Origin of the sequence: Streptomyces filamentosus, from assembly GCF_014654895.1 — a bacterium.
In the GTDB taxonomy this organism is placed as follows: Bacteria; Actinomycetota; Actinomycetes; order Streptomycetales; family Streptomycetaceae; genus Streptomyces; species Streptomyces filamentosus.
In genome coordinates this window covers 3,412,885-3,430,798 of record NZ_BNBE01000001.1, presented here as the reverse complement: position 1 = coordinate 3,430,798, position 17,914 = coordinate 3,412,885, and the positions used below count along the sequence as shown (strand labels likewise).

General features: G+C 71.7%; 15 protein-coding genes, 1 tRNA gene and 1 riboswitch. Of the genes, 3 read left to right on the top strand and 13 right to left on the bottom strand.

What is annotated here, in order from left to right:
- Positions 1 to 14: 14 nt before the first annotated feature.
- Positions 15 to 344 (bottom strand): hypothetical protein, encoded by a 330-nt coding sequence (locus IE326_RS15555; RefSeq protein ID WP_190041801.1) that lies wholly within the window; start codon positions 342 to 344, stop codon positions 15 to 17.
- A 62-nt stretch (positions 345 to 406) separates the two neighbouring features.
- Positions 407 to 1,279: an alpha/beta fold hydrolase gene (locus IE326_RS15550; RefSeq protein ID WP_150228532.1), complete on the bottom strand. Its 873-nt coding sequence runs from the start codon at positions 1,277 to 1,279 to the stop codon at positions 407 to 409.
- A 102-nt stretch (positions 1,280 to 1,381) separates the two neighbouring features.
- Between IE326_RS15550 and IE326_RS15545 the strand changes: the two genes are divergently transcribed.
- Positions 1,382 to 1,945 carry a TetR/AcrR family transcriptional regulator gene (locus tag IE326_RS15545; protein ID WP_190041800.1) on the top strand — a complete coding sequence of 188 codons (564 nt, stop codon included), beginning with the start codon at positions 1,382 to 1,384 and terminating at the stop codon, positions 1,943 to 1,945.
- Between the two features lie 106 nt (positions 1,946 to 2,051).
- On the opposite strand, the gene IE326_RS15540 is transcribed toward IE326_RS15545, so the two are convergent.
- Both IE326_RS15540 and IE326_RS15535 read right to left on the bottom strand, forming a co-directional pair.
- Entirely contained in the window at positions 2,052 to 2,957 is a 906-nt protein-coding gene (locus IE326_RS15540) for a Bax inhibitor-1/YccA family protein (RefSeq protein ID WP_150228537.1), read from the bottom strand.
- 282 nt (positions 2,958 to 3,239) lie between these two features.
- Positions 3,240 to 3,325, bottom strand: a tRNA-Leu gene (locus IE326_RS15535).
- Positions 3,326 to 3,715: 390 nt separating this feature from the next.
- Between IE326_RS15535 and IE326_RS15530 the strand changes: the two genes are divergently transcribed.
- Together IE326_RS15530 and IE326_RS15525 are read left to right on the top strand one after the other, a co-directional pair.
- Entirely contained in the window at positions 3,716 to 4,486 is a 771-nt protein-coding gene (locus IE326_RS15530; protein WP_190041799.1) for an ABC transporter ATP-binding protein, read from the top strand.
- 60 nt (positions 4,487 to 4,546) lie between these two features.
- Entirely contained in the window at positions 4,547 to 7,078 is a 2,532-nt protein-coding gene (locus IE326_RS15525; protein WP_150228541.1) for an ABC transporter permease, read from the top strand.
- Between the two features lie 61 nt (positions 7,079 to 7,139).
- On the opposite strand, the gene IE326_RS15520 is transcribed toward IE326_RS15525, so the two are convergent.
- The 9 genes from IE326_RS15520 to IE326_RS15480 all read right to left on the bottom strand — a co-directional run bounded on the left by IE326_RS15520 (position 7,140) and on the right by IE326_RS15480 (position 17,850).
- On the bottom strand, positions 7,140 to 8,432 hold the full coding sequence (locus tag IE326_RS15520) for a class I SAM-dependent methyltransferase (protein ID WP_150228543.1): 1,293 nt from the start codon (positions 8,430 to 8,432) through the stop codon (positions 7,140 to 7,142).
- Between the two features lie 173 nt (positions 8,433 to 8,605).
- Positions 8,606 to 9,994, bottom strand: coding sequence for an NAD(P)/FAD-dependent oxidoreductase (locus tag IE326_RS15515; protein ID WP_190041798.1), 1,389 nt, complete (start codon positions 9,992 to 9,994; stop codon positions 8,606 to 8,608).
- Positions 9,995 to 10,364: 370 nt separating this feature from the next.
- Positions 10,365 to 11,279, bottom strand: a complete 915-nt coding sequence (locus tag IE326_RS15510; protein ID WP_150228547.1) for a Ppx/GppA phosphatase family protein — start codon at positions 11,277 to 11,279, stop codon at positions 10,365 to 10,367.
- A complete protein-coding gene (locus IE326_RS15505; RefSeq protein WP_150228549.1) occupies positions 11,276 to 11,818 on the bottom strand; it encodes a DUF501 domain-containing protein in 543 nt (180 codons plus the stop codon). Before IE326_RS15505 ends, IE326_RS15510 begins: the two co-directional genes overlap by 4 nt.
- Positions 11,819 to 11,840: 22 nt before the next feature.
- Positions 11,841 to 12,311, bottom strand: coding sequence for an FtsB family cell division protein (locus IE326_RS15500; RefSeq protein ID WP_030754765.1), 471 nt, complete (start codon positions 12,309 to 12,311; stop codon positions 11,841 to 11,843).
- Positions 12,312 to 12,401: 90 nt separating this feature from the next.
- Positions 12,402 to 13,688: a phosphopyruvate hydratase gene (eno, locus tag IE326_RS15495; protein ID WP_030754763.1), complete on the bottom strand. Its 1,287-nt coding sequence runs from the start codon at positions 13,686 to 13,688 to the stop codon at positions 12,402 to 12,404.
- 288 nt (positions 13,689 to 13,976) lie between these two features.
- On the bottom strand, positions 13,977 to 14,717 hold the full coding sequence (locus IE326_RS15490; protein ID WP_190041797.1) for a LysM peptidoglycan-binding domain-containing protein: 741 nt from the start codon (positions 14,715 to 14,717) through the stop codon (positions 13,977 to 13,979).
- A 4-nt stretch (positions 14,718 to 14,721) separates the two neighbouring features.
- A riboswitch (cyclic di-AMP (ydaO/yuaA leader) is annotated at positions 14,722 to 14,897 on the bottom strand.
- A gap of 264 nt (positions 14,898 to 15,161) precedes the next feature.
- Positions 15,162 to 16,307, bottom strand: a complete 1,146-nt coding sequence (locus IE326_RS15485; RefSeq protein WP_190041796.1) for a LysM peptidoglycan-binding domain-containing protein — start codon at positions 16,305 to 16,307, stop codon at positions 15,162 to 15,164.
- A gap of 151 nt (positions 16,308 to 16,458) precedes the next feature.
- Complete coding sequence (locus IE326_RS15480) at positions 16,459 to 17,850, bottom strand: cytochrome P450 family protein (RefSeq protein ID WP_150232763.1); 1,392 nt, start codon at positions 17,848 to 17,850, stop codon at positions 16,459 to 16,461.
- Between the last annotated feature and the right edge of the window lie 64 nt (positions 17,851 to 17,914).

Sequence of the window (17,914 nt, the reverse complement as noted above, 5' to 3'; positions counted from 1 at the left end):
CACGGGCCCGGCCGCTACAGGCCCGACCGCTCCAGCGCCTCCCGCACCAGCCGCACGGCCTCGTCCAGCTCCCGCTCGCGGGAGGGGGACGGGGCCGTTCGCAGTGCCTCGGCCAGGTCGGTGCCGGTCACGGCGACCTGGTCGGCGACGGTGAAGACGCCCGCGTCGGGGACGAGCCGCGGCTCCCGGCCCGGCTCCTCGATCCGCTGCGCCCGGAGGGCCAGCTCCCGGGCCAGCGCCAGGCCCTCCGCCGCCGCGCCCCGCTGGAGCCGGCTCTGCGGGGCGGCCCGCAGCCGGTCGGCGAGGCGTTCCACGGCGGCGGTCAGTTCAGTCGTATCCAGCACCCGGCCGACCCTACCGGGGCGGAGACCCCCGTCCCCCGCCCCGGTCCGGCCGTCCCGGCCCGTCACTTCGCGTGGCGTCCGAGGAAGTCGCGGACGAGTGCCGCGATCTCCTCGCCGTGGGTCTCCAGGGCGAAGTGTCCGGCGTCGAGCAGGTGGATCTCCGCGTCGGGCAGGTCCCGGGCGAATGCCTCGGCGCCGGCCGGGCCGAAGATCTCGTCGTTGCGTCCCCAGACGGCGAGCAGCGGCGGCCGGTGGGTGCGGAAGTACTCCTGGAAGGCCGGGTAGCCGTCGAGGTTGAACTGGTAGTCCCAGAAGAGCTGGAGCTGGATCTCCTTGTTGCCGGGCCGGTCGAGTCCCGCCTGGTCGAGGGTCCAGGTCTCGGGGGAGATCCGGTCGAGCCGGTCGGCGGGGACGCCGTGGGTGTACTGCCAGCGGGTGGCCTCTGCGGTGAGCAGCTCGCGCACCGCCGGCTCGTGGGCGGCCCGGTCCCGGGCGTGGGCGAAGAGGACGTCCCAGAAGGGCGTGAAGCCCTCCAGGTAGGCGTTGCCGCTCTGGGTGACGAGCGCGGTGACGCGCTCGGGGTGCCGGGAGGCGATCCGCAGGCCGATGGGGGCGCCGTAGTCCTGGATGTAGAGGGCGAAGCGCTCGACGCCGAGCCGGTCGAGGAGGCCGAGGGTGATCTCGGTGAGCTTCTCGAAGCCGTACGCGAAGTCCTCGACGGCGGGGGCGGCGGAGGCGCCGAAGCCGATGTGGTCGGGGGCGACGAGGTGGTAGCTGTCGGCGAGCTCGGCGATGAGGCCCCGGTACATGTGCGAGCTGGACGGGAAGCCGTGCAGCAGGACGAGGGTGGGGTTGGCCGGGTCGCCGGCCTCCCGGTAGAAGACGTCGAGTCCGTCGACGGTGGCGGTGCGGGCGCGCAGGGCGAAGCTGGACATGGCTGACTCCCCGTTTCCGGTCTCCGGTCGGGAGAACGATCGTTCTCCCGATGCCCTGTAGAGTAGGAGAACGTTGGTTCTCCACGCAAGGGGTGAGTGGCGATGGATGCGGAAACCGCCGGCCTGAAGGTGCTCGACACCGCGGAGCGGCTCTTCGACGAACGCGGGGTGCAGGCCGTCGGGATGGACGCCATCCGCGCCGCCTCCGGCGTCTCGCTGAAGCGGCTGTACCAGGTCTTCCCGTCCAAGGAGCTGCTCGTGGAAGCCGTCCTGAGGCGCCGGGACGAGGCCGTCAGGGGCGCGATCGCCGCCCACGGCGCCGAGGCCGCCCGGGGGCCGTACGAGCGCGTCCTGGCGGTCTACGACTGGCTCGGCGCCTGGTTCGCCGAGCCCGGCTTCCGCGGCTGCGCCTTCATCAACGCCTTCGGGGAGCTCGGCGGGGTCACCCCGTCCGTCGCCGCGATCGCCCGCGAGCACAAGGAGGCCGTCCGGGCCTACCTCGCCGAGCAGACCGACGCCCTGGGCGCCCCCCGGGAGCTCGCCGACCAGCTCGCGCTGCTCGCCAACGGCGCCATGGCGGTCGCCGGCATCACCGGCTCCCCCGAGCCCGCCGCCCAGGCCCGCGCGGCCGCCCGGGTCCTCCTGGACGCCGCCGCCGCGCGATAGGCCGCGCCCTCCGGACCGCGCCGGGCCCCGCGCACGGCTCCGGGGAACGAGAAGGGGCCCGCCCGGCTGTGCCGGACGGGCCCCTCCCCCGAGTTCACGGGGTGCGTCAGTCGTCGCCCTGGAGGATCGACAGCAGACGCAGCATCTCCAGGTAGATCCACACCAGGGTCATGGTCAGACCGAAGGCGGCCAGCCACGCCTCCTCGCGCGGAGCACCGTAGGTGATGCCGTCCTCGACCTGCTTGAAGTCGAGGGCCAGGAAGCAGGCGCCCAGGATGATGCCGATGACGCCGAACAGGATGCCGAGGCCGCCGCTGCGGAAGCCGAGGCCGTCACCGCCGCCGAAGACGGCGAACAGCAGGTTGACCACCATGAGCAGCATGAAGCCCATGGCCGCGGCCATCACGAAGCCGGTGAAGCGGCGGTTGACCCGGATCCAGCCCATCTTGTAGGCGGTGAGCACACCGGCGAAGACCGCCATCGTGCCCAGGACCGCCTGGATGACCACGCCGTCGGCGATGTACGTCGAGACGGCGGCCGAGATCACTCCGAGGAAGACGCCCTCGAAGGCCGCGTAGCCCAGGATCAGCGCCGGCGACGGCTTGCGCTTGAAGGACTGCACCAGCGACAGGACCAGGGCGACGAGGGCGGCGCCGATGGCGATGCCGTACGACTTGCCGAGGTTCGCCGGGTCGACCGGCAGCAGCAGCCAGGACAGGACGGCGGTGAGCACGACCGTGCCGAGCGTCATGGCCGTACGGCTCACGACGTCGTCGATCGTCATCACGTTGCCGCGCGCCTGCTGCGGGAAGCCCGTCTGGACGTCCTGCGGCGCGTAGGGGTTGGTGGCGTACGGGTTGGCCGTCGCGCCCTCGGCGTACGGGTTACCGGTCGCGTAGGGGTTCGTTCCGACGGCGGGGCCCCCGGCCTGCGGCTGCTGCGCGTTGAAGCCCGCGGAGCCGTTGTCGCGGCTGAACCCCCGTCGCGAGAAGACCGGGTTGCTGCTCCTCATCTCACTCCTCCATGGAGGGCCGCACTGCGCGGCCTTGCGTCAAGGGTAATGCGTAGGCAAAAGAAACTCTCTAGTGCTCGGGGAGGATCTTTTGCGACAGTTTTCGATCTTCCCCGGCCGGCGGCGGCCATGCCACCCGCCGGTCCCCGGCGGGGAAGGGGGCCCCTGGCCCGGAGGGAGGGGGCCCCTGGCGCGGGGAGGGGGACCCCTGGCGCGGAGGAGGGGAGGATGGGGGGGGGAAGGGGCCGTTCGCCGGGCCGCAGGCGTCTCCTGGGGCCCGGGTGGTGCCCGGAACCGGACTTGAACCGGTACGGCCCGAAGGCCAGCGAGGTTTAAGCTCGCCGTGTCTGCAATTCCACCATCCGGGCGTTGCCGCGAACCTCCGCGTCGGCACACGAGCCTATCGGGGGCCCTTCGCTCGTTCAGCGGAACGAGTGCCTGATGTTGTCTTATTTTATTGACGTCTGAGGGTGCGTCAGTGCAGGTCGGGGCGGTTTTCGCGAACTGTGACCGGGATCGCGGGCGCAAAGCTTCACCCCCCGGATTGACCAGATCTCGCCGCAGGTGTGTCACGTCCGTCCTCGGGGTCGCCGTCATACCAGAGGAGGAGGCCGGGGCTCCGCGGTCCGACCCGAGAGGGCCCCCGGAACGGGCACGTGGACGGACGCCCCGGACACGAACGTTCGAAACGATGGAGTGGTTCCCGGGACACCGGGTTCCCGCTCATCCGATCCGACCGTCGTGACAGGAGTCCCCTCGTGACCACCACCCCCACCGTGCCCCGCGCCACCGCGGTGGCCGCCCGCGCCACGGAGCTCACGAAGGTCTACGGCCAGGGCGAGACCCAGGTGGTCGCGCTCGACCGGGTCAGCGTGGACTTCCGCCAGGGCGAGTTCACCGCGATCATGGGCCCCTCCGGCTCCGGCAAGTCGACGCTCATGCACTGCGTCGCCGGCCTCGACTCCTTCTCCTCCGGCTCCGTCCGGATCGGCGACACCGAGCTGTCCGCCCTCAAGGACAAGCAGCTCACCCAGCTCCGGCGGGACAAGATCGGCTTCATCTTCCAGGCGTTCAACCTGCTGCCGACCCTCACCGCCATGGAGAACATCACGCTCCCCATGGACATCACCGGCCGCAGGGCCGACCAGGCGTGGGTCCAGAAGGTCATCGACATGCTCGGCCTCTCCGGCCGCCTCAAGCACCGCCCCACCGAGCTCTCCGGCGGCCAGCAGCAGCGCGTCGCCGTCGCCCGCGCCCTCGCCTCCCGGCCGGAGATCATCTTCGGCGACGAGCCCACCGGAAACCTGGACTCCCGCTCCGGCGCCGAGGTCCTCGGCTTCCTCCGGAACTCCGTCCGCGAGCTCGGCCAGACCGTCGTCATGGTCACCCACGACCCGGTCGCCGCCTCCTACGCGGACCGCGTGATCTTCCTGGCCGACGGCCGGATCGTCGACGAGATGCTCCGCCCCACGGCGGACGGCGTGCTCGACCGGATGAAGGCCTTCGACACCAAGGGCCGTACGAGCTGACGCGCCCCGCGCGCCCCTCGTACCCGATCCCCCGCCACCCGGACCCCCAGGACCCCACCCATGTTCCGTACCGCCCTGCGCAACGTCCTCGCGCACAAGGCGCGGCTGCTGATGACCGTGCTCGCCGTGATGCTCGGCGTGGCCTTCGTGTCCGGCACCCTCGTCTTCACCGACACCCTCTCCCAGGCCTTCCGCGGCCAGTCCGCGAAGAGCTACGACGACGTGGCCGTCGCCGTCAGCCTCCGGCCGGACCCCGAGGAGGCCGCCAAGAACCCGGGCCTCTCCCAGGCCACCGTCGACAAGGTCGCGAAGCTCGACGGCGTCACCGGCGTCCAGCCCCGCGTCGACGGCTTCGCCGGCGTGCCGGACGCCAAGGGCAAGCTGATCGGCTCCGGCTGGTCCAACAAGGGCGTCAACTTCGCCCCCGGCCCCGACGGCAAGGACCCGGCCCTCTCCTTCACCTCCGGCGACGGCCCCACCGCGGCCGGCCAGATCGCCCTCGACAAGGCCACCGCCGACAAGGGCGGCTACAAGGTCGGCGACACCGTCCGCGTCGCCACCAACGGCCCGGTGAAGGAGTACGCCCTCTCCGGCGTCTTCACCACCGAGGACGGCGCCGTCAACGCCGGCGGCAGCCTCGTCGTCTTCGACGCCCCGGTCGCCCAGCAGCTGTACCTGAAGCCCGGCTACTACTCCGACCTGAACGTCTCGGCCGCCCCCGGCGCCGACGACGAGAAGCTCCGCGACGAGGTCCTGAAGGTCGTCCCGAAGGCCGCCACCGCCCAGACCGGCCAGGACCTCGCCGACGAGCAGGCCCGGCAGATCGAGTCCGGCCTCGGCGCCCTCAACCAGACGCTCCTCGGCTTCGCCGGCATCGCCCTCTTCGTCGGCGTCTTCCTGATCTCCAACACCTTCACCATGCTGGTCGCCCAGCGCACCAAGGAACTGGCCCTGATGCGCGCGGTCGGCGCCTCGCGCAGGCAGATCACCCGCTCCGTCCTGGCCGAGGCCGGCATCGTCGGCGTCGTGGCCTCCGCCGTCGGCTACCTGCTCGGCATCGGGCTCGCCGTGGGCCTGCGCTCCGGCATGGCCGCCTTCGACATGAAGGTCCCGGACGGCGACCTGGTCCTCGGCACCACCCCGGTCCTCGCCGCCTTCGGCGTCGGCGTCGTCATCACCATGCTGGCCGCCTGGCTGCCCGGCCGCCGGGCCGCGAAGATCCCGCCGGTCGCCGCGATGAACAGCGTCCACGCCACCCCGAACGCCAAGTCGCTCGTCGTGCGGAACGCGATCGGCGCCGCGATCACCGCCATCGGCGCGGTCCTCATCGTGCTCGGCGCGAACGCGGGCGGCGACGAGGGCCGGATGACCATCGCGGGCGGCGCCTTCGCCACCCTCATCGGCATCATCATCCTCATCCCCTTCCTGTCCCGGCCCGTGATCGCCCTGATCCGCCCCTTCTTCGTGAAGGTCTTCGGGATCTCCGGCAAGCTCGCCGGCCTCAACGCGGTCCGCAACCCGCGCCGCACCGGCGCCACCGCCTCCGCGCTCGCCATCGGCCTCACCCTGGTCACCGGCCTCACCGTGATCGGCGTCAGCGCCGGCCAGGCCCTCGACAAGATGACCGTCGACCAGATCAAGGCCGACTACATGGTCACCATGGCCAGCGGCGGCGGCCTGTCGGACGAGGCCCTCAAGGCCCTGGAGAAGGCCCCGGGCGTCACCGCGGTCTCCCCGCAGCAGGCCGGCGCCCTCGACATCAAGGGCACGTACGTCTCCGCGTCCGGCGTCACCCCCGGCGCCATCGAGAAGGTCCTCAAGGTCGAGGTCGTGAACGGCTCGCTGGCCACCCTCGGCCAGGGCCGGATCGCCGTCGCCGACAAGACCGCCGAGAAGCGCGGCCTGAAGGTCGGCGACTCCGTGCCCGTCGAGTACCTCGACAAGAAGAAGGGCACGCTGACCGTCGGCGCGGTCTACAAGGACAGCGAGTTCCTCTCCCCCGTCCTCGTCGACACGAAGATCCTCGACGCGCACGACCCGGAGAAGTACATCCCGCAGATCTTCGTCTCCACCGAGGGCGGTCCCGGCGACGCCCACGAGCAGGCGCTGATCAAGGCCATGGGCGACAACCCGGCGATCACCGTCATGGACCAGAAGGACATCCGTGACGAGTTCGGCGGGCAGATCAACCTGCTCCTGAACATCATGTACGGCCTGCTCGCGATGGCCCTGATCATCGCCGTCCTCGGCGTCGTCAACACCCTCGCGATGTCCGTCTTCGAGCGGCAGCAGGAGATCGGCATGATCCGGGCGATCGGTCTCGACCGCCGCCGGGTGAAGCGCATGGTCCGCCTGGAGGCCGTCGTCATCTCGGTCTTCGGCGCGGTCGTCGGCATCGGCCTCGGCACCTTCCTCGCCTGGGCCATCGGCAAGACCTTCGAGGCGAGCCTCCCGGGCTACGGCCTGGTCGTGCCGTGGGACCGGGTCGGGATCTTCCTGGTCCTCGCCGCCCTGGTCGGCGTCCTGGCCTCGCTCTGGCCGGCCCGCAGCGCCGCACGGCTGAACATGCTCACCGCCATCAAGGCCGAGTAGCCCCGCCCGCACGAGGAGGAGGGCCGGTCCCCGCACGGGGGCCGGCCCTCCTCCCTTTTCCCTACTCCGTCCACTCCCGCGTCCGCAGCGGCAGCCCGCTCGTCCCCGACACCGGCGTCCGCACCGCCAGGAACTGGTTGACGCCGATCCTGTTGCGTTCGAAGGAGACCGCCGAGGCCGCCATGTACAGCCGCCAGATCCGGGCCCGCTCCGGGGAGACGAGCCGGACCGCGCGGTCCCAGTCCGCCTCCAGGTTCGCCACCCACCGGCGCAGCGTCAGCGCGTAGTGCTCCCGGATCGCCTCCACGTCCCGGACCTCGAAGCCCGCGTCCTCCAGGGTCGTCAGGGTGCGGCCCATGGGCGCGAGTTCGCCGTCGGGGAAGACGTACGCGTCGATGAACGGGTCCACGTGGTACGCCTCCTCGTCGGGCTCGGGGCGGCGCGAGATCTGGTGGTTCAGGAGCCGCCCGCCGGGCTTCAGGAGGCCGTACAGGAGGTCGGTGTACTCCCGGTACCGCACGGCTCCCACGTGCTCCGCCATGCCGATGGAGGAGATCGCGTCGAAGGGGCCGTCCGTCACGTCCCGGTAGTCCTGGACGCGGATCTCGATGCGGTCGGTGAGCCCCTCCTCGGCGATCCGCTTGCGGGCGAAGGCGGCCTGCTCGCGGGAGAGGGTGATGCCGACGACCCGGGCGCCGTACTCGCGGGCCGCGTGGAGGGCCATCGAGCCCCAGCCGCAGCCCACGTCGAGCAGCCGGTCGCCCTCCTTCAGGGCCAGCTTGCGGGCGACGAGGTCCAGCTTGTGCCGCTGGGCCTCCTCCAGCGTGCCGTCCTCGGTCCAGTAGGCGCACGAGTAGACCATCGACGGGCCGAGGACCAGCGCGTAGAAGTCGTTGCCCACGTCGTAGTGGTGACTGATCGCCCGCCGGTCGGTGCGCCTGCTGTGCAGGCCGCCGTGGCCGCGGGCCTCCTCGGCCGGCGGCTTCGGCGGCGGCAGCGGTCCGGCGAGCCGGAGGAGCCGTCCGGCGGCGGCGCGCACGCGCGGGTCCCGTACGGCGGAGAGCAGGCCGCCGCCGTCCCCGTCGCGCTCCCAGATCAGTCCGGAGAGCCGGTCCAGGGCCTCGTAGAGGTCTCCCTCGACGTCGAGCTCGCCGGCCACCCAGGCGCGGGCCAGGCCCAGTTCGCCGGGCTTCCAGACCATCCGGCGCAGCGCCCTGCGGTCCCTGATCACGAGCACGGGTCCGTCTCCGGCCGGGCCGGCCTCGCTGCCGTCCCAGGCGCGCAGCCGCACCGGAAGGGGACTTCCCAGCAGATCCTCGGCGAGAGTCGCGAGCCGCGTCGCGGCGTCGGCCATGGTGAAACACCTCCGTGGTCCTTGCCCCAGGCTTGTCCGTCACCAAGGGAACACCGTCGGTAGGGGTTTCCCATCCCGCCGCGGCGCAAGGACTCGGCAAAGCGCGCCGAGAACACGCCGAAGGGCCGCCCGCACCACGGATGACGGACGGCCCTTCGGTACTGCCGGGGGTGTTACGACGCCTTGGCCTTCTCCGGGGCCTTCGCCGCGGCGGGGGCCGGGGCGGGCTTGGCGGCCTCGTAGAACTCCTCGCGCGGCGTCTCCATGGCGCCGAGCGAGACGACCTCGCGCTTGAGGAACATGCCGAGGGTCCAGTCGGCGAAGACGCGGATCTTGCGGTTGAAGGTCGGCATCGCCATGCCGTGGTAGCCACGGTGCATGTACCAGGCGAGACGGCCCTTGAGCTTGATCTTGAACTTGCCCATGACGATCATGGCGACGCCCTTGTGCAGACCGAGGCCGGCCACGGCGCCCTTGTTGGCGTGGCTGTACTCCTTCTGCGGGAAGCCGCGCATGCCGGACACGACGTTGTCGCCGAGGATCTTGGCCTGGCGCAGGGCGTGCTGGGCGTTCGGCGGGCACCAGGCGCGCTCGGCCGGGACGCCGGCCTTCATCGCGGCGAGGTCCGGGACCTGGGCGTTGTCGCCCGCGGCCCAGACGTAGTCCATGCCGTTGACCTGGAGCTTCTCGTTGCAGTCCACGTGGCCGCGGGGGCCGAGCGGGAGGCCGAAGCGGGCGAGGGCCGGGTTCGGCTTGACGCCGGCGGTCCACACGATGGTGTTGGAGTCGACCTCGAGGCCGTTCTTGAGCACGACGTGGCCGTCCACGCAGGAGTCCATGGAGGTCTCCAGGTAGATCTCGATCCCGCGGCTCTCCAGGTGCTCCTTGCCGTACTGGCCGAGCTTGGGGCCCACCTCGGGGAGGATCTTGTCGGCGGCGTCGACCAGCACGAAGCGCATGTCCTCGCGGGAGACGTTCGTGTAGTACTTGGCCGCGTCGCGGGCCATGTCCTCGACCTCGCCGATGGTCTCGGCGCCGGCGAAGCCGCCGCCGACGAAGACGAAGGTCAGGGCCTTGCGGCGGACCTCCTCGTCGGTGGTGGAGTCGGCCTTGTCCAGCTGCTCCAGGACGTGGTTGCGCAGACCGATGGCCTCCTCGATGCCCTTCATGCCGATGCCCTGCTCGGCGAGGCCGGGGATCGGGAAGGTGCGGGAGACGGCACCCATCGAGATGACCAGGTAGTCGAAGGGCAGCTCGTACGCCTCGCCGACGAGCGGCGCGATCGTGGCGACCTTGCGGTCCTGGTCGATGGTGGTGACGCGGCCGGTGAGCACCTCGGCTCCGCGCACGACGCGTCGCAGCGGGACGACGACGTGGCGCGGCGAGATGCTGCCGGCGGCGGCTTCGGGGAGGAAGGGCTGGTACGTCATGTACGACCGCGGGTCGACGACCGTGACGGTCGCCTCGGCGTAACGCATCTTCTTGAGGATGCGCCGCGCGGCGTACAGGCCAACGTACCCGCCGCCTACGATGAGGATCCTGGGACGCTCCGTGGTGCTCATGGCATCGAGTATCCACCCACGGCAGGGGGGCACCTCGTGCGCCCCTTCACAAGCTCTTCGGGGTGCTCTGCTACACTCCGCCGCCCACGTGATCCACATCATGTTCCTGCAAAGGAACCGGAGTGCACTGGTGAACGTTGTTCACCGCCCCTGAACTGGCCGGGAGAGCCCCCGTTAACGTCGGACCAGCGGGTGCGTTCACACGATGGAAACTTCGAGCGAAGTGGCCTCCACACCTGCGAAAGGGTCCTGATGACCCCCTCGGGAGGCCCTAAGACCTTCCTCGGGTGCCATCAGGACCCTTTTCCTTGTGAAGAACTTCACGAAGCTTTTCCGACAGGGTGTCGCCGGACCCCTCGATAGCTGCCCGCTATGCCACGGATAGGGCGATCCCATCGAGGATGTCGTGCTCGCTGACCACGACCTCGGCCGCTCCGACCCGCTCCACGATCTCCTGGAGGACGAGCGCGCCGGCCACGATGACGTCCACCCGGCCGGGGTGGACCACGGGGATCGCGGCCCGCTCGTCGTGGGTGGAGGCGAGCAGCATCCCGGTCACCTCGGCGACCCGCTCGGCGGAGATCCGGGAGTGGTGGACCTTCGCGGAGTCGTACTCGGGCAGGCCGAGGGCGATGGCGGCGACGGTGGTCACGGAGCCGGCGAGGCCGACGAGGGTGTCGGCCGACGCGATCGGCACGGCCTCGGCGGCGAGGTCGAGGGCGGCGCGGACGTCGGCGCGGATCGCCTCGGCCTCCTCGGCGGTGACCGGGTCGTGCCGGACGTGCCGCTCGGTGAGCCGGACGCAGCCGATGTCGACGGAGCGGGCGGCCTCGACGTGGCGGTTGCCCACCACGAACTCGGTGGAGCCGCCGCCGATGTCCACGACCAGGCGGCGGTCGTCGCCGCGCAGCTCGCCGGTGGCGCCGGCGAAGGAGAACGCGGCCTCCTGGTCGCCGCTGATGACCTCGGGCTCGACGCCCAGGATCGCCACGACCCCGTCGACGAAGTCCTGACGGTTCTCGGCGTCGCGGGAGGCGGAGGTGGCGACGAAGCGGATCCGCTCCGCGCCCAGCTCCTCGATGACGGCGGCGTACTCGCGGCAGGCGGCGAAGGTCCGCTCCAGCGCCTCGGGGGCGAGCCGGCCGGTCCTGTCGACGCCCTGGCCGAGCCGGACGATCGTCATCCGCCGGTCCAGCTCGACGAGCTCCCCCGTCCCGGGGTGCACGTCGGCGACGAGGAGGCGGATGGAGTTCGTGCCGCAGTCGATTCCGGCGACCCGGGTCACTCGCCCTTCCCCTCTTCCTCGTCCGCGCACGGGTTCACGCACGGGCCCTTCGCCCACCACTCGGGGAGCATCGCCAGGGCCTCGTCGCCGAACGGGTTGACGCCCGGGCCCGCGACCAGCGAGTGGCCGACGAGGACGTGCAGGCACTTCACGCGGTCGGGCATGCCGCCGGCGCTGGGGAAGCCCTCCAGCACCTCGATGGCGTCGCGGCGGGCGATGTAGTCCTCGTGCGCGGCGCGGTAGGCGGCGGCGAGCTCCGGGTCGGTGGCGAGCCGGGCCTGCATCTCCTTCATGACCCCGTTGGCCTCCAGGGTGCCGATGGCCGAGGCCGCCCGGGGGCAGGTGAGGTAGTACGTGGTCGGGAAGGGGGTGCCGTCGGGCAGCCGGGGCGCGGTCTCGACGACGTCCGGGTTGCCGCAGGGGCAGCGGTGGGCGATGGCGCGCAGGCCGCGCGGCGGCCGGCCCAGCTGCGCCTCGAAGGCGGCGACGTCCGCGTCGGTGGGCTCGGTGCGTGCGGTCTGCGGAGGGGGCGTTTCCATCGTGGATCCTGAGTCGGGTCGGTCAGTGGCGGTCGGCGTTGTCGACGCCGTCCCAGAGGTTGTCGTACCAGGGGCGCTCTGCGGTGCCCTGGTCGGCGCGTGGGCGGTCGGCCGCCCCGGGGTCGTTCACGGTGAAGCCGGTCTCGCCGGGGAGCAGGTAGTGGAGGTGCTCGCGGGCGAGGCGGCGGACGTAGGCCGGGTCCTGGAGGCGGGCCTTCTCGTCCCGCAGCTCCTCGACCCGCTGTGCCGCCTCGGCGGCCCTGCGCTCCTGCTCCTCGATCTCGCCCTGCTGGGAGACGTAGCTCCTTATCGGGTAGGCGAGGGCGACGACGAGGGAGCAGACCACGAGGGCGAGGAAGGCGGCGCGGCCGGTGAGCCGGGAGCGCCGGGCCTGGCGGCGGGTCTGGGAGCGGTAGACGCGGGCCGCGGTCTGCTCGCCGAGCAGCCTGATCCGGGTCGCGGTCGAGAACCGGTCCCCGTTCTTCACGGCCATGCCGTCCCGCCTCCCCTGATCGCGCGTACGTCCCCGCACACGGTACGGGACCGTGTGCGGGGACGCGGGCAACTACGGGTGCCGGGCAGGTCAGCCCTTGAAGCGCGGGAAGGCGCTGCGGCCGGCGTAGACGGCGGCGTCGTCGAGGATCTCCTCGATGCGCAGCAGCTGGTTGTACTTGGCGACGCGCTCGGAGCGGGCCGGGGCGCCGGTCTTGATCTGGCCGCAGTTGGTGGCGACGGCGAGGTCGGCGATGGTGACGTCCTCGGTCTCGCCGGAGCGGTGGGACATCATGCACTTGAAGCCGTTGCGCTGGGCGAGCTCGACGGCGTCGAGGGTCTCGGTCAGCGAGCCGATCTGGTTGACCTTCACCAGGAGGGCGTTGGCGGACTTCTCCTCGATGCCGCGGGCGAGGCGCTCGGGGTTGGTGACGAAGAGGTCGTCGCCGACGAGCTGGACCTTCTCGCCGAGGCGCTCGGTGATGACGTTCCAGCCGGCCCAGTCGTCCTCGAAGAGCGGGTCCTCGATGGAGACGAGCGGGTAGGCCGCGACGAGCTCCTCGTAGTACTCCGTCATCTCGGCGGCGGAGCGCTCCTTGCCCTCGAAGAGGTACTTGCCGTCCTTGTAGAACTCGGAGGCGGCGACGTCCAGGGCGAGGGCGACGTCCTTGCCGGGCACGTAGCCGGCCTGCTTGATGGCCTCCAGGATGAGGTCGAGCGCCTCACGGTTGGAGCCGAGGTTCGGGGCGAAGCCGCCCTCGTCGCCGAGGCCGGTGGAGAGGCCCTTGGTCTTCAGGACGGACTTGAGGGTGTGGTAGACCTCGGTGCCCCAGCGCAGCGCCTCGGAGAAGGACTCCGCACCGATCGGGGCGATCATGAACTCCTGGATGTCGACGTTGGAGTCGGCGTGCGACCCACCGTTGAGGATGTTCATCATCGGAACGGGCAGCAGGTGCGCGTTCGGGCCGCCCAGGTAGCGGAAGAGCGGGAGGTCGCTGGCCTCGGAGGCGGCGTGCGCGACGGCGAGGGAGACGCCGAGGATGGCGTTGGCGCCGAGCGAGGACTTGTCCGGGGTGGCGTCCAGGTCGAACATGGCCTGGTCGATCAGGCGCTGCTCGGTGGCGTCGTAGCCGACGAGCTCCGGGCCGATCTGCTCGATGACGGCGAGGACGGCCTTCTCGACACCCTTGCCGAGGTAGCGGTTCTGGTCACCGTCGCGAAGCTCCAGGGCCTCGAACGCACCGGTGGAGGCACCGGACGGCACGGCAGCACGGCCGGTGCTGCCGTCGTCGAGGCCGACCTCGACCTCGACCGTGGGGTTGCCTCGGGAGTCCAGGATTTCCCGGGCTACGACGACGTCGATGGACGGCACGAGCATCTCCTTCTGGGATGTGACGCTAGGTGTGACGCATGGGTCGCAAGGTCTCGTTCGCCTTGCGACAAGAGCCTAACCGGCTCCGGCGCTCCGGCCAGCCGACCGCCCGTCCCCTGGGACGAAAAAGGGCCCAAGAGCACGTATCAGGGGACGAAAGACCCGGGATCTACTGGACAGTAACGGCAGAACCCCGGTCCCGAGCCACGGGGGAAGGGGCTCGGGACCGGGGTGGTCACCGCGGGAGGGTCGCCGGGCGCCGGTGAGCCGCCGGACTCACCGGTGCCGCGGGGGTCACTTCAGGTGGAGCTGCTGGCCCGGGTAGATCAGGTCGGCGTTCTCGACGACGTCCTCGTTGAGCTCGAAGAGCTTCGCCCAGCCGCCCTGGACGCCCTGCGCCTTGGCGATCTTGCTGAGGGTGTCGCCGGCCACGACCTTGTACTCGCCGTCGCCCTTCTTGACCTTCTTGCCGGTCGGGGTGGTGACGGTCTTCTTGGCGGCGGCCTGCGGGGCGGCCTGGGTGGTGGTGCGCTTCGGGGCCTGGCGCTGCTCGCTGCGGGTGGCGGGCTGCTCGGCGGTGCGCTGCGGGGCGCTCTGCTGCTGGGTGCTCTGCTTCGGGGCGCTCTGCTGGGGGGCCGCCTCGGCGGAGCCGCCGTCGTAGGAGGCGCCGGAGAGGCCCACGCCGCAGCTCGGCCACGCGCCCTTGCCCTGGCCCGCGAGGACCTTCTCGGCGACGGCGATCTGCTGCGACTTGCTGGCCTGGTTGGCCGTGGGGGCGTAGGCGGTGCCGCCGTACGCGGCCCAGGTGGAGGCCGAGAACTGGAGGCCGCCGTAGTAGCCGTTGCCGGTGTTGATGGACCAGTTGCCGCCGGACTCGCACTGGGCGACGCGGTCCCACTCGGAGGAGGTGGCGGCGGAAGCGGTGCCCGCGGCCATCAGCGGGGCGGCGACGGCCGCGCCGGTGACGCCGACGAGGGCGACGACGCGGGTGGCCTTGGAGGGACGACGACGCTTGCCCGTGCCGGAGAACAGCATGGAGTTTCCTCTTCACCGACGCCTGTGAGGTGAGCTGTCGGGTTCGGGCTTGAAGAGTTCGCCCGGCCACACGTCCTTGCGTGCGGCTTCACCCCTAGCCGGTCGTCGGCCGTCTGTCTCAACGGCCGGGACCGGCACGAACCTTGGGTCCCCCACTCCTGCCTGCGGCGCTTTCGCGACGACAATTCCCGGCGGCCGACGGCAGGACTCGGCGTTTCGGTCGACGGGGCCCGCGGTGGCGAGCGGTGACGACCGTAGACACACAGGTGCTCGAAGTTCAAAGAGGCTTACGTCGGACAAAACGCCCTTACTTGCACCCCGTCAGACCTCGTTTGCGCAGGTGAGGGCTGACGGGAGCAAAGTTTGCGGGCGTGACACGCCAGTTGAGGCGAAGAGACCCATGTCTCACTTTCCCAAAAGCGGACATACAACCCTGAAACGGCCTCACTTCTCCGTCGGAGGGTCCGTCAGCTCAAGGCTCTGACCAGGGAGGATGAGATCCGGATCGGCGCCGACCGTCTGCCGGTTGGCGTCGTAGAGGGCGTCCCAGCCGCCGGGGAGGTCGTTCGCCTGCGCGATCTCCGACAGGCTGTCACCCGGACGCACGGTGTATGCGTCACTTGCGTCCTGCTTGACGGTGGTCGATGCCACCTTGTCCGCCGCTGCGGCGTGACGCCCGGTTTCCTGGGAGGTGTCCGTTACGTCGGTTTCCTCCGTGGCCGCGTCACCCCGGTGCTTGCCACTGCCGGGCGTGGCCGACGACGCGTCAGACCCGTCCGTACCGGGGGTCACGGGGGTGTCGGGCGTCACCGGGGCCTCGGGGGCGACGGGGGTCCCGGGAGCCGCCGGGGTCCCCTCGGAGGCGTCCGGCGCGTCCGGGGTGCCCGGCGTGCCCGTGGAGGCGTCCGGGGCGTCCGGCGCGGAGGTCGCGGGCGGCGGCGTGGCCGTCCCGCCGGGGGCGGGCGTCACGGGCGCGGCGGAGCCGGCGGGGGCGGTGGGCTTCACGGGGGCCGCGGGCGCGGTGGTGCCGCTCCCCGCCGCCTTCTCGGCGGCCTCGGCGGCCTTCGCCGTCTCCTCCGCCCTCGCGGCCTCCGTCTTCTCCTGCGTGCCGGTGGCCGCGCCGGCGTCGGCACCGCCCGTCCGGTTCGACTCGGGCGCCACTCCGCCCTCGTCCTCCTGCGCGACGGCGGGGCCGGGCTCGACGCCGGTGGCCTTCCCGTCGTTCGTCAGGCCCGCGATGGGGGCGCAGGTCGCCCAGTCGGTGCTGCCGGAGGCGAGGGCCTTGTCGGCCACGGCGATCTGCTGGGCGCGGCTGGCGAGGTCGGGGCTGGGGGCGTACGCGAGTCCGCCGTGCCGCTCCCACGCCTCCTGCGTCATCTGGAGGCCGCCGTACGCGCCGTTGCCGAGGTTGGCGCTCCACTGCCCGCCGGACTCGCAGGCGGCGACCCGGTCCCAGGTGGCCGCGTCGGCGGCGGAGGCGGAGCCGGTGGCGAGCAGCGGCAGGGCCAGGGCGGATCCGGTCACTCCGGCGGTGACGACGATCGCGGGTGCCTGGCGGGGTCGGCGGTGTCGTCCGTTTCCGGAAAGCATGTCGGGGCCTTTCGCGTGACGGCGGGGACGGCGGGGACGGCCGGGATGGGGCCGAACGTTGGCGCGAACGTAGCCGCATTCGAACGTCCGTCACAAGTCGATGGCTTCGCGATCACGCGAAGATCACATTTCTGACACCCCGTCATCTGCCTTACCGGTGTGCAGAGGGGGTGAATTCCACCGGAAGCGTGCGCAATCCCCTCATGATGAGGCCGCCGCGCCACCGCAGTTCGTCCGGATCGACGCCAAGTCGCAGGTCCGGAAGCCGGGTCAGGAGGGTGGCGAGCGCGGTCTGCCCCTCCAGGCGGGCGAGCGGCGCACCCAGGCAGTAGTGGATGCCGTGCCCGTACCCGAGGTGCTGGTTGTCCTTCCGGCCGAGGTCCAGGACGTCCGGCGCGCCGAAGCGCTCCGGGTCCCGGTCGGCCGCCGCGAGCACCACGAGGACCGGGTCGCCGGCCGGGATCGGCTGCCCGCCGATCGTCAGGCCGGTGGTCGCGTACCGCCAGGTCGCCAGCTCGACCGGCCCGTCGTACCGCAGCAGCTCCTCCACCCCGGTCTCCAGGAGTCCGGTCTCCCCGGCGGCCAGCGAGGACTGGAGCCGGGCCCGCTGCTCCGGGTTCCGCAGCAGCGCGTAGGTGCCGTTGCCGATGAGGTTGATGGTCGTCTCGAAACCGGCGAAGAGCAGGACGAAGCACATGGCGACGGCCTCGGCCTCGGTGAGGTGGTCGCCGTGGTCGGAGGCCCGGATGAGCCCCGAGATGAGGTCGTCCGCCCCGTCGTCCTGCCCCAGGTCCTCGCGCTTGCGGTGGATGAGCTCGGCGAGGTACCCGCGGATCTTCTTCACCGACCGCGCCACCCCGCCGCGCGGCCCGCCGCCGTGCCGGATCATCATCCCGGCCCAGTCCCGGAAGTCGTCCTGGTCCTCGGCGGGCACGCCGAGCATGTCGCAGATGGCGTAGATGGGCAGCGGGAAGGCGAACTCGTGGATGAGGTCGGCGCTGCCCCGCGCGGCGAAGGAGTCGATCAGCCGGTCGGTCAGCTCCTGCACGCGCGGCGCGAAGGCCGCCACGCGGCGCGGCGTGAACGCCTTCGACACCAGCCGCCGCAGCCGGGTGTGGTCCGGCGGGTCGATGTTGAGCAGATGGGTCATCAGCCCCGCGCTGCGCTCGCCCGGGATGCCGGTCTTGCCCGGTTCCGCGTGGTGCACCGGGTTCTTCGACAGCCGCTGGTCGGCGAGGGCCTGCCGCGCGTCCGCGTACCGCGTGACGAGCCACGCCTCGACCCCGCTGGGCAGCCGCGTCCGGTGCACGGGCGCGTGCTCCCGCAGCCAGGCGTACGCCGGATACGGATCGCTCGCGAACTCCCAGCTGAACAGCTCCGGCACGGGGGCGGGGGCGGAAGCGGTCCCGGAGGCGACCGGTGCGGCGCCGGAGCCGGCCTCGGGAGCGGCCCCGGAGGCGGTGTCGCGGGCGGCCCCGGAGGTCGTTCCGGAGACCGGGCAGGAACCGGGGTCCGTACGGGACGTTCCGGGCGTATCGGGCATCGGGGCGGGTCCTTCACTCACGCCCCGACCGTACCGCCCGCCCCCTCCCCCTTCCCCTTCTCCC

Coding starts and splice junctions, on each gene's coding strand:
- IE326_RS15550 (WP_150228532.1), bottom strand. CDS start 1,279: ATGTCCAGCTTCGCCCTGCGCGCCCGCACCGCCACCGTCGACGGACTC.
- IE326_RS15545 (WP_190041800.1), top strand. CDS start 1,382: ATGGATGCGGAAACCGCCGGCCTGAAGGTGCTCGACACCGCGGAGCGG.
- IE326_RS15540 (WP_150228537.1), bottom strand. CDS start 2,957: ATGAGGAGCAGCAACCCGGTCTTCTCGCGACGGGGGTTCAGCCGCGAC.
- IE326_RS15525 (WP_150228541.1), top strand. CDS start 4,547: ATGTTCCGTACCGCCCTGCGCAACGTCCTCGCGCACAAGGCGCGGCTG.
- IE326_RS15520 (WP_150228543.1), bottom strand. CDS start 8,432: ATGGCCGACGCCGCGACGCGGCTCGCGACTCTCGCCGAGGATCTGCTG.
- IE326_RS15515 (WP_190041798.1), bottom strand. CDS start 9,994: ATGAGCACCACGGAGCGTCCCAGGATCCTCATCGTAGGCGGCGGGTAC.
- IE326_RS15505 (WP_150228549.1), bottom strand. CDS start 11,818: ATGGAAACGCCCCCTCCGCAGACCGCACGCACCGAGCCCACCGACGCG.
- IE326_RS15500 (WP_030754765.1), bottom strand. CDS start 12,311: ATGGCCGTGAAGAACGGGGACCGGTTCTCGACCGCGACCCGGATCAGG.
- eno (WP_030754763.1), bottom strand. CDS start 13,688: ATGCTCGTGCCGTCCATCGACGTCGTCGTAGCCCGGGAAATCCTGGAC.
- IE326_RS15490 (WP_190041797.1), bottom strand. CDS start 14,717: ATGCTGTTCTCCGGCACGGGCAAGCGTCGTCGTCCCTCCAAGGCCACC.
- IE326_RS15485 (WP_190041796.1), bottom strand. CDS start 16,307: ATGCTTTCCGGAAACGGACGACACCGCCGACCCCGCCAGGCACCCGCG.
- IE326_RS15480 (WP_150232763.1), bottom strand. CDS start 17,850: ATGCCCGATACGCCCGGAACGTCCCGTACGGACCCCGGTTCCTGCCCG.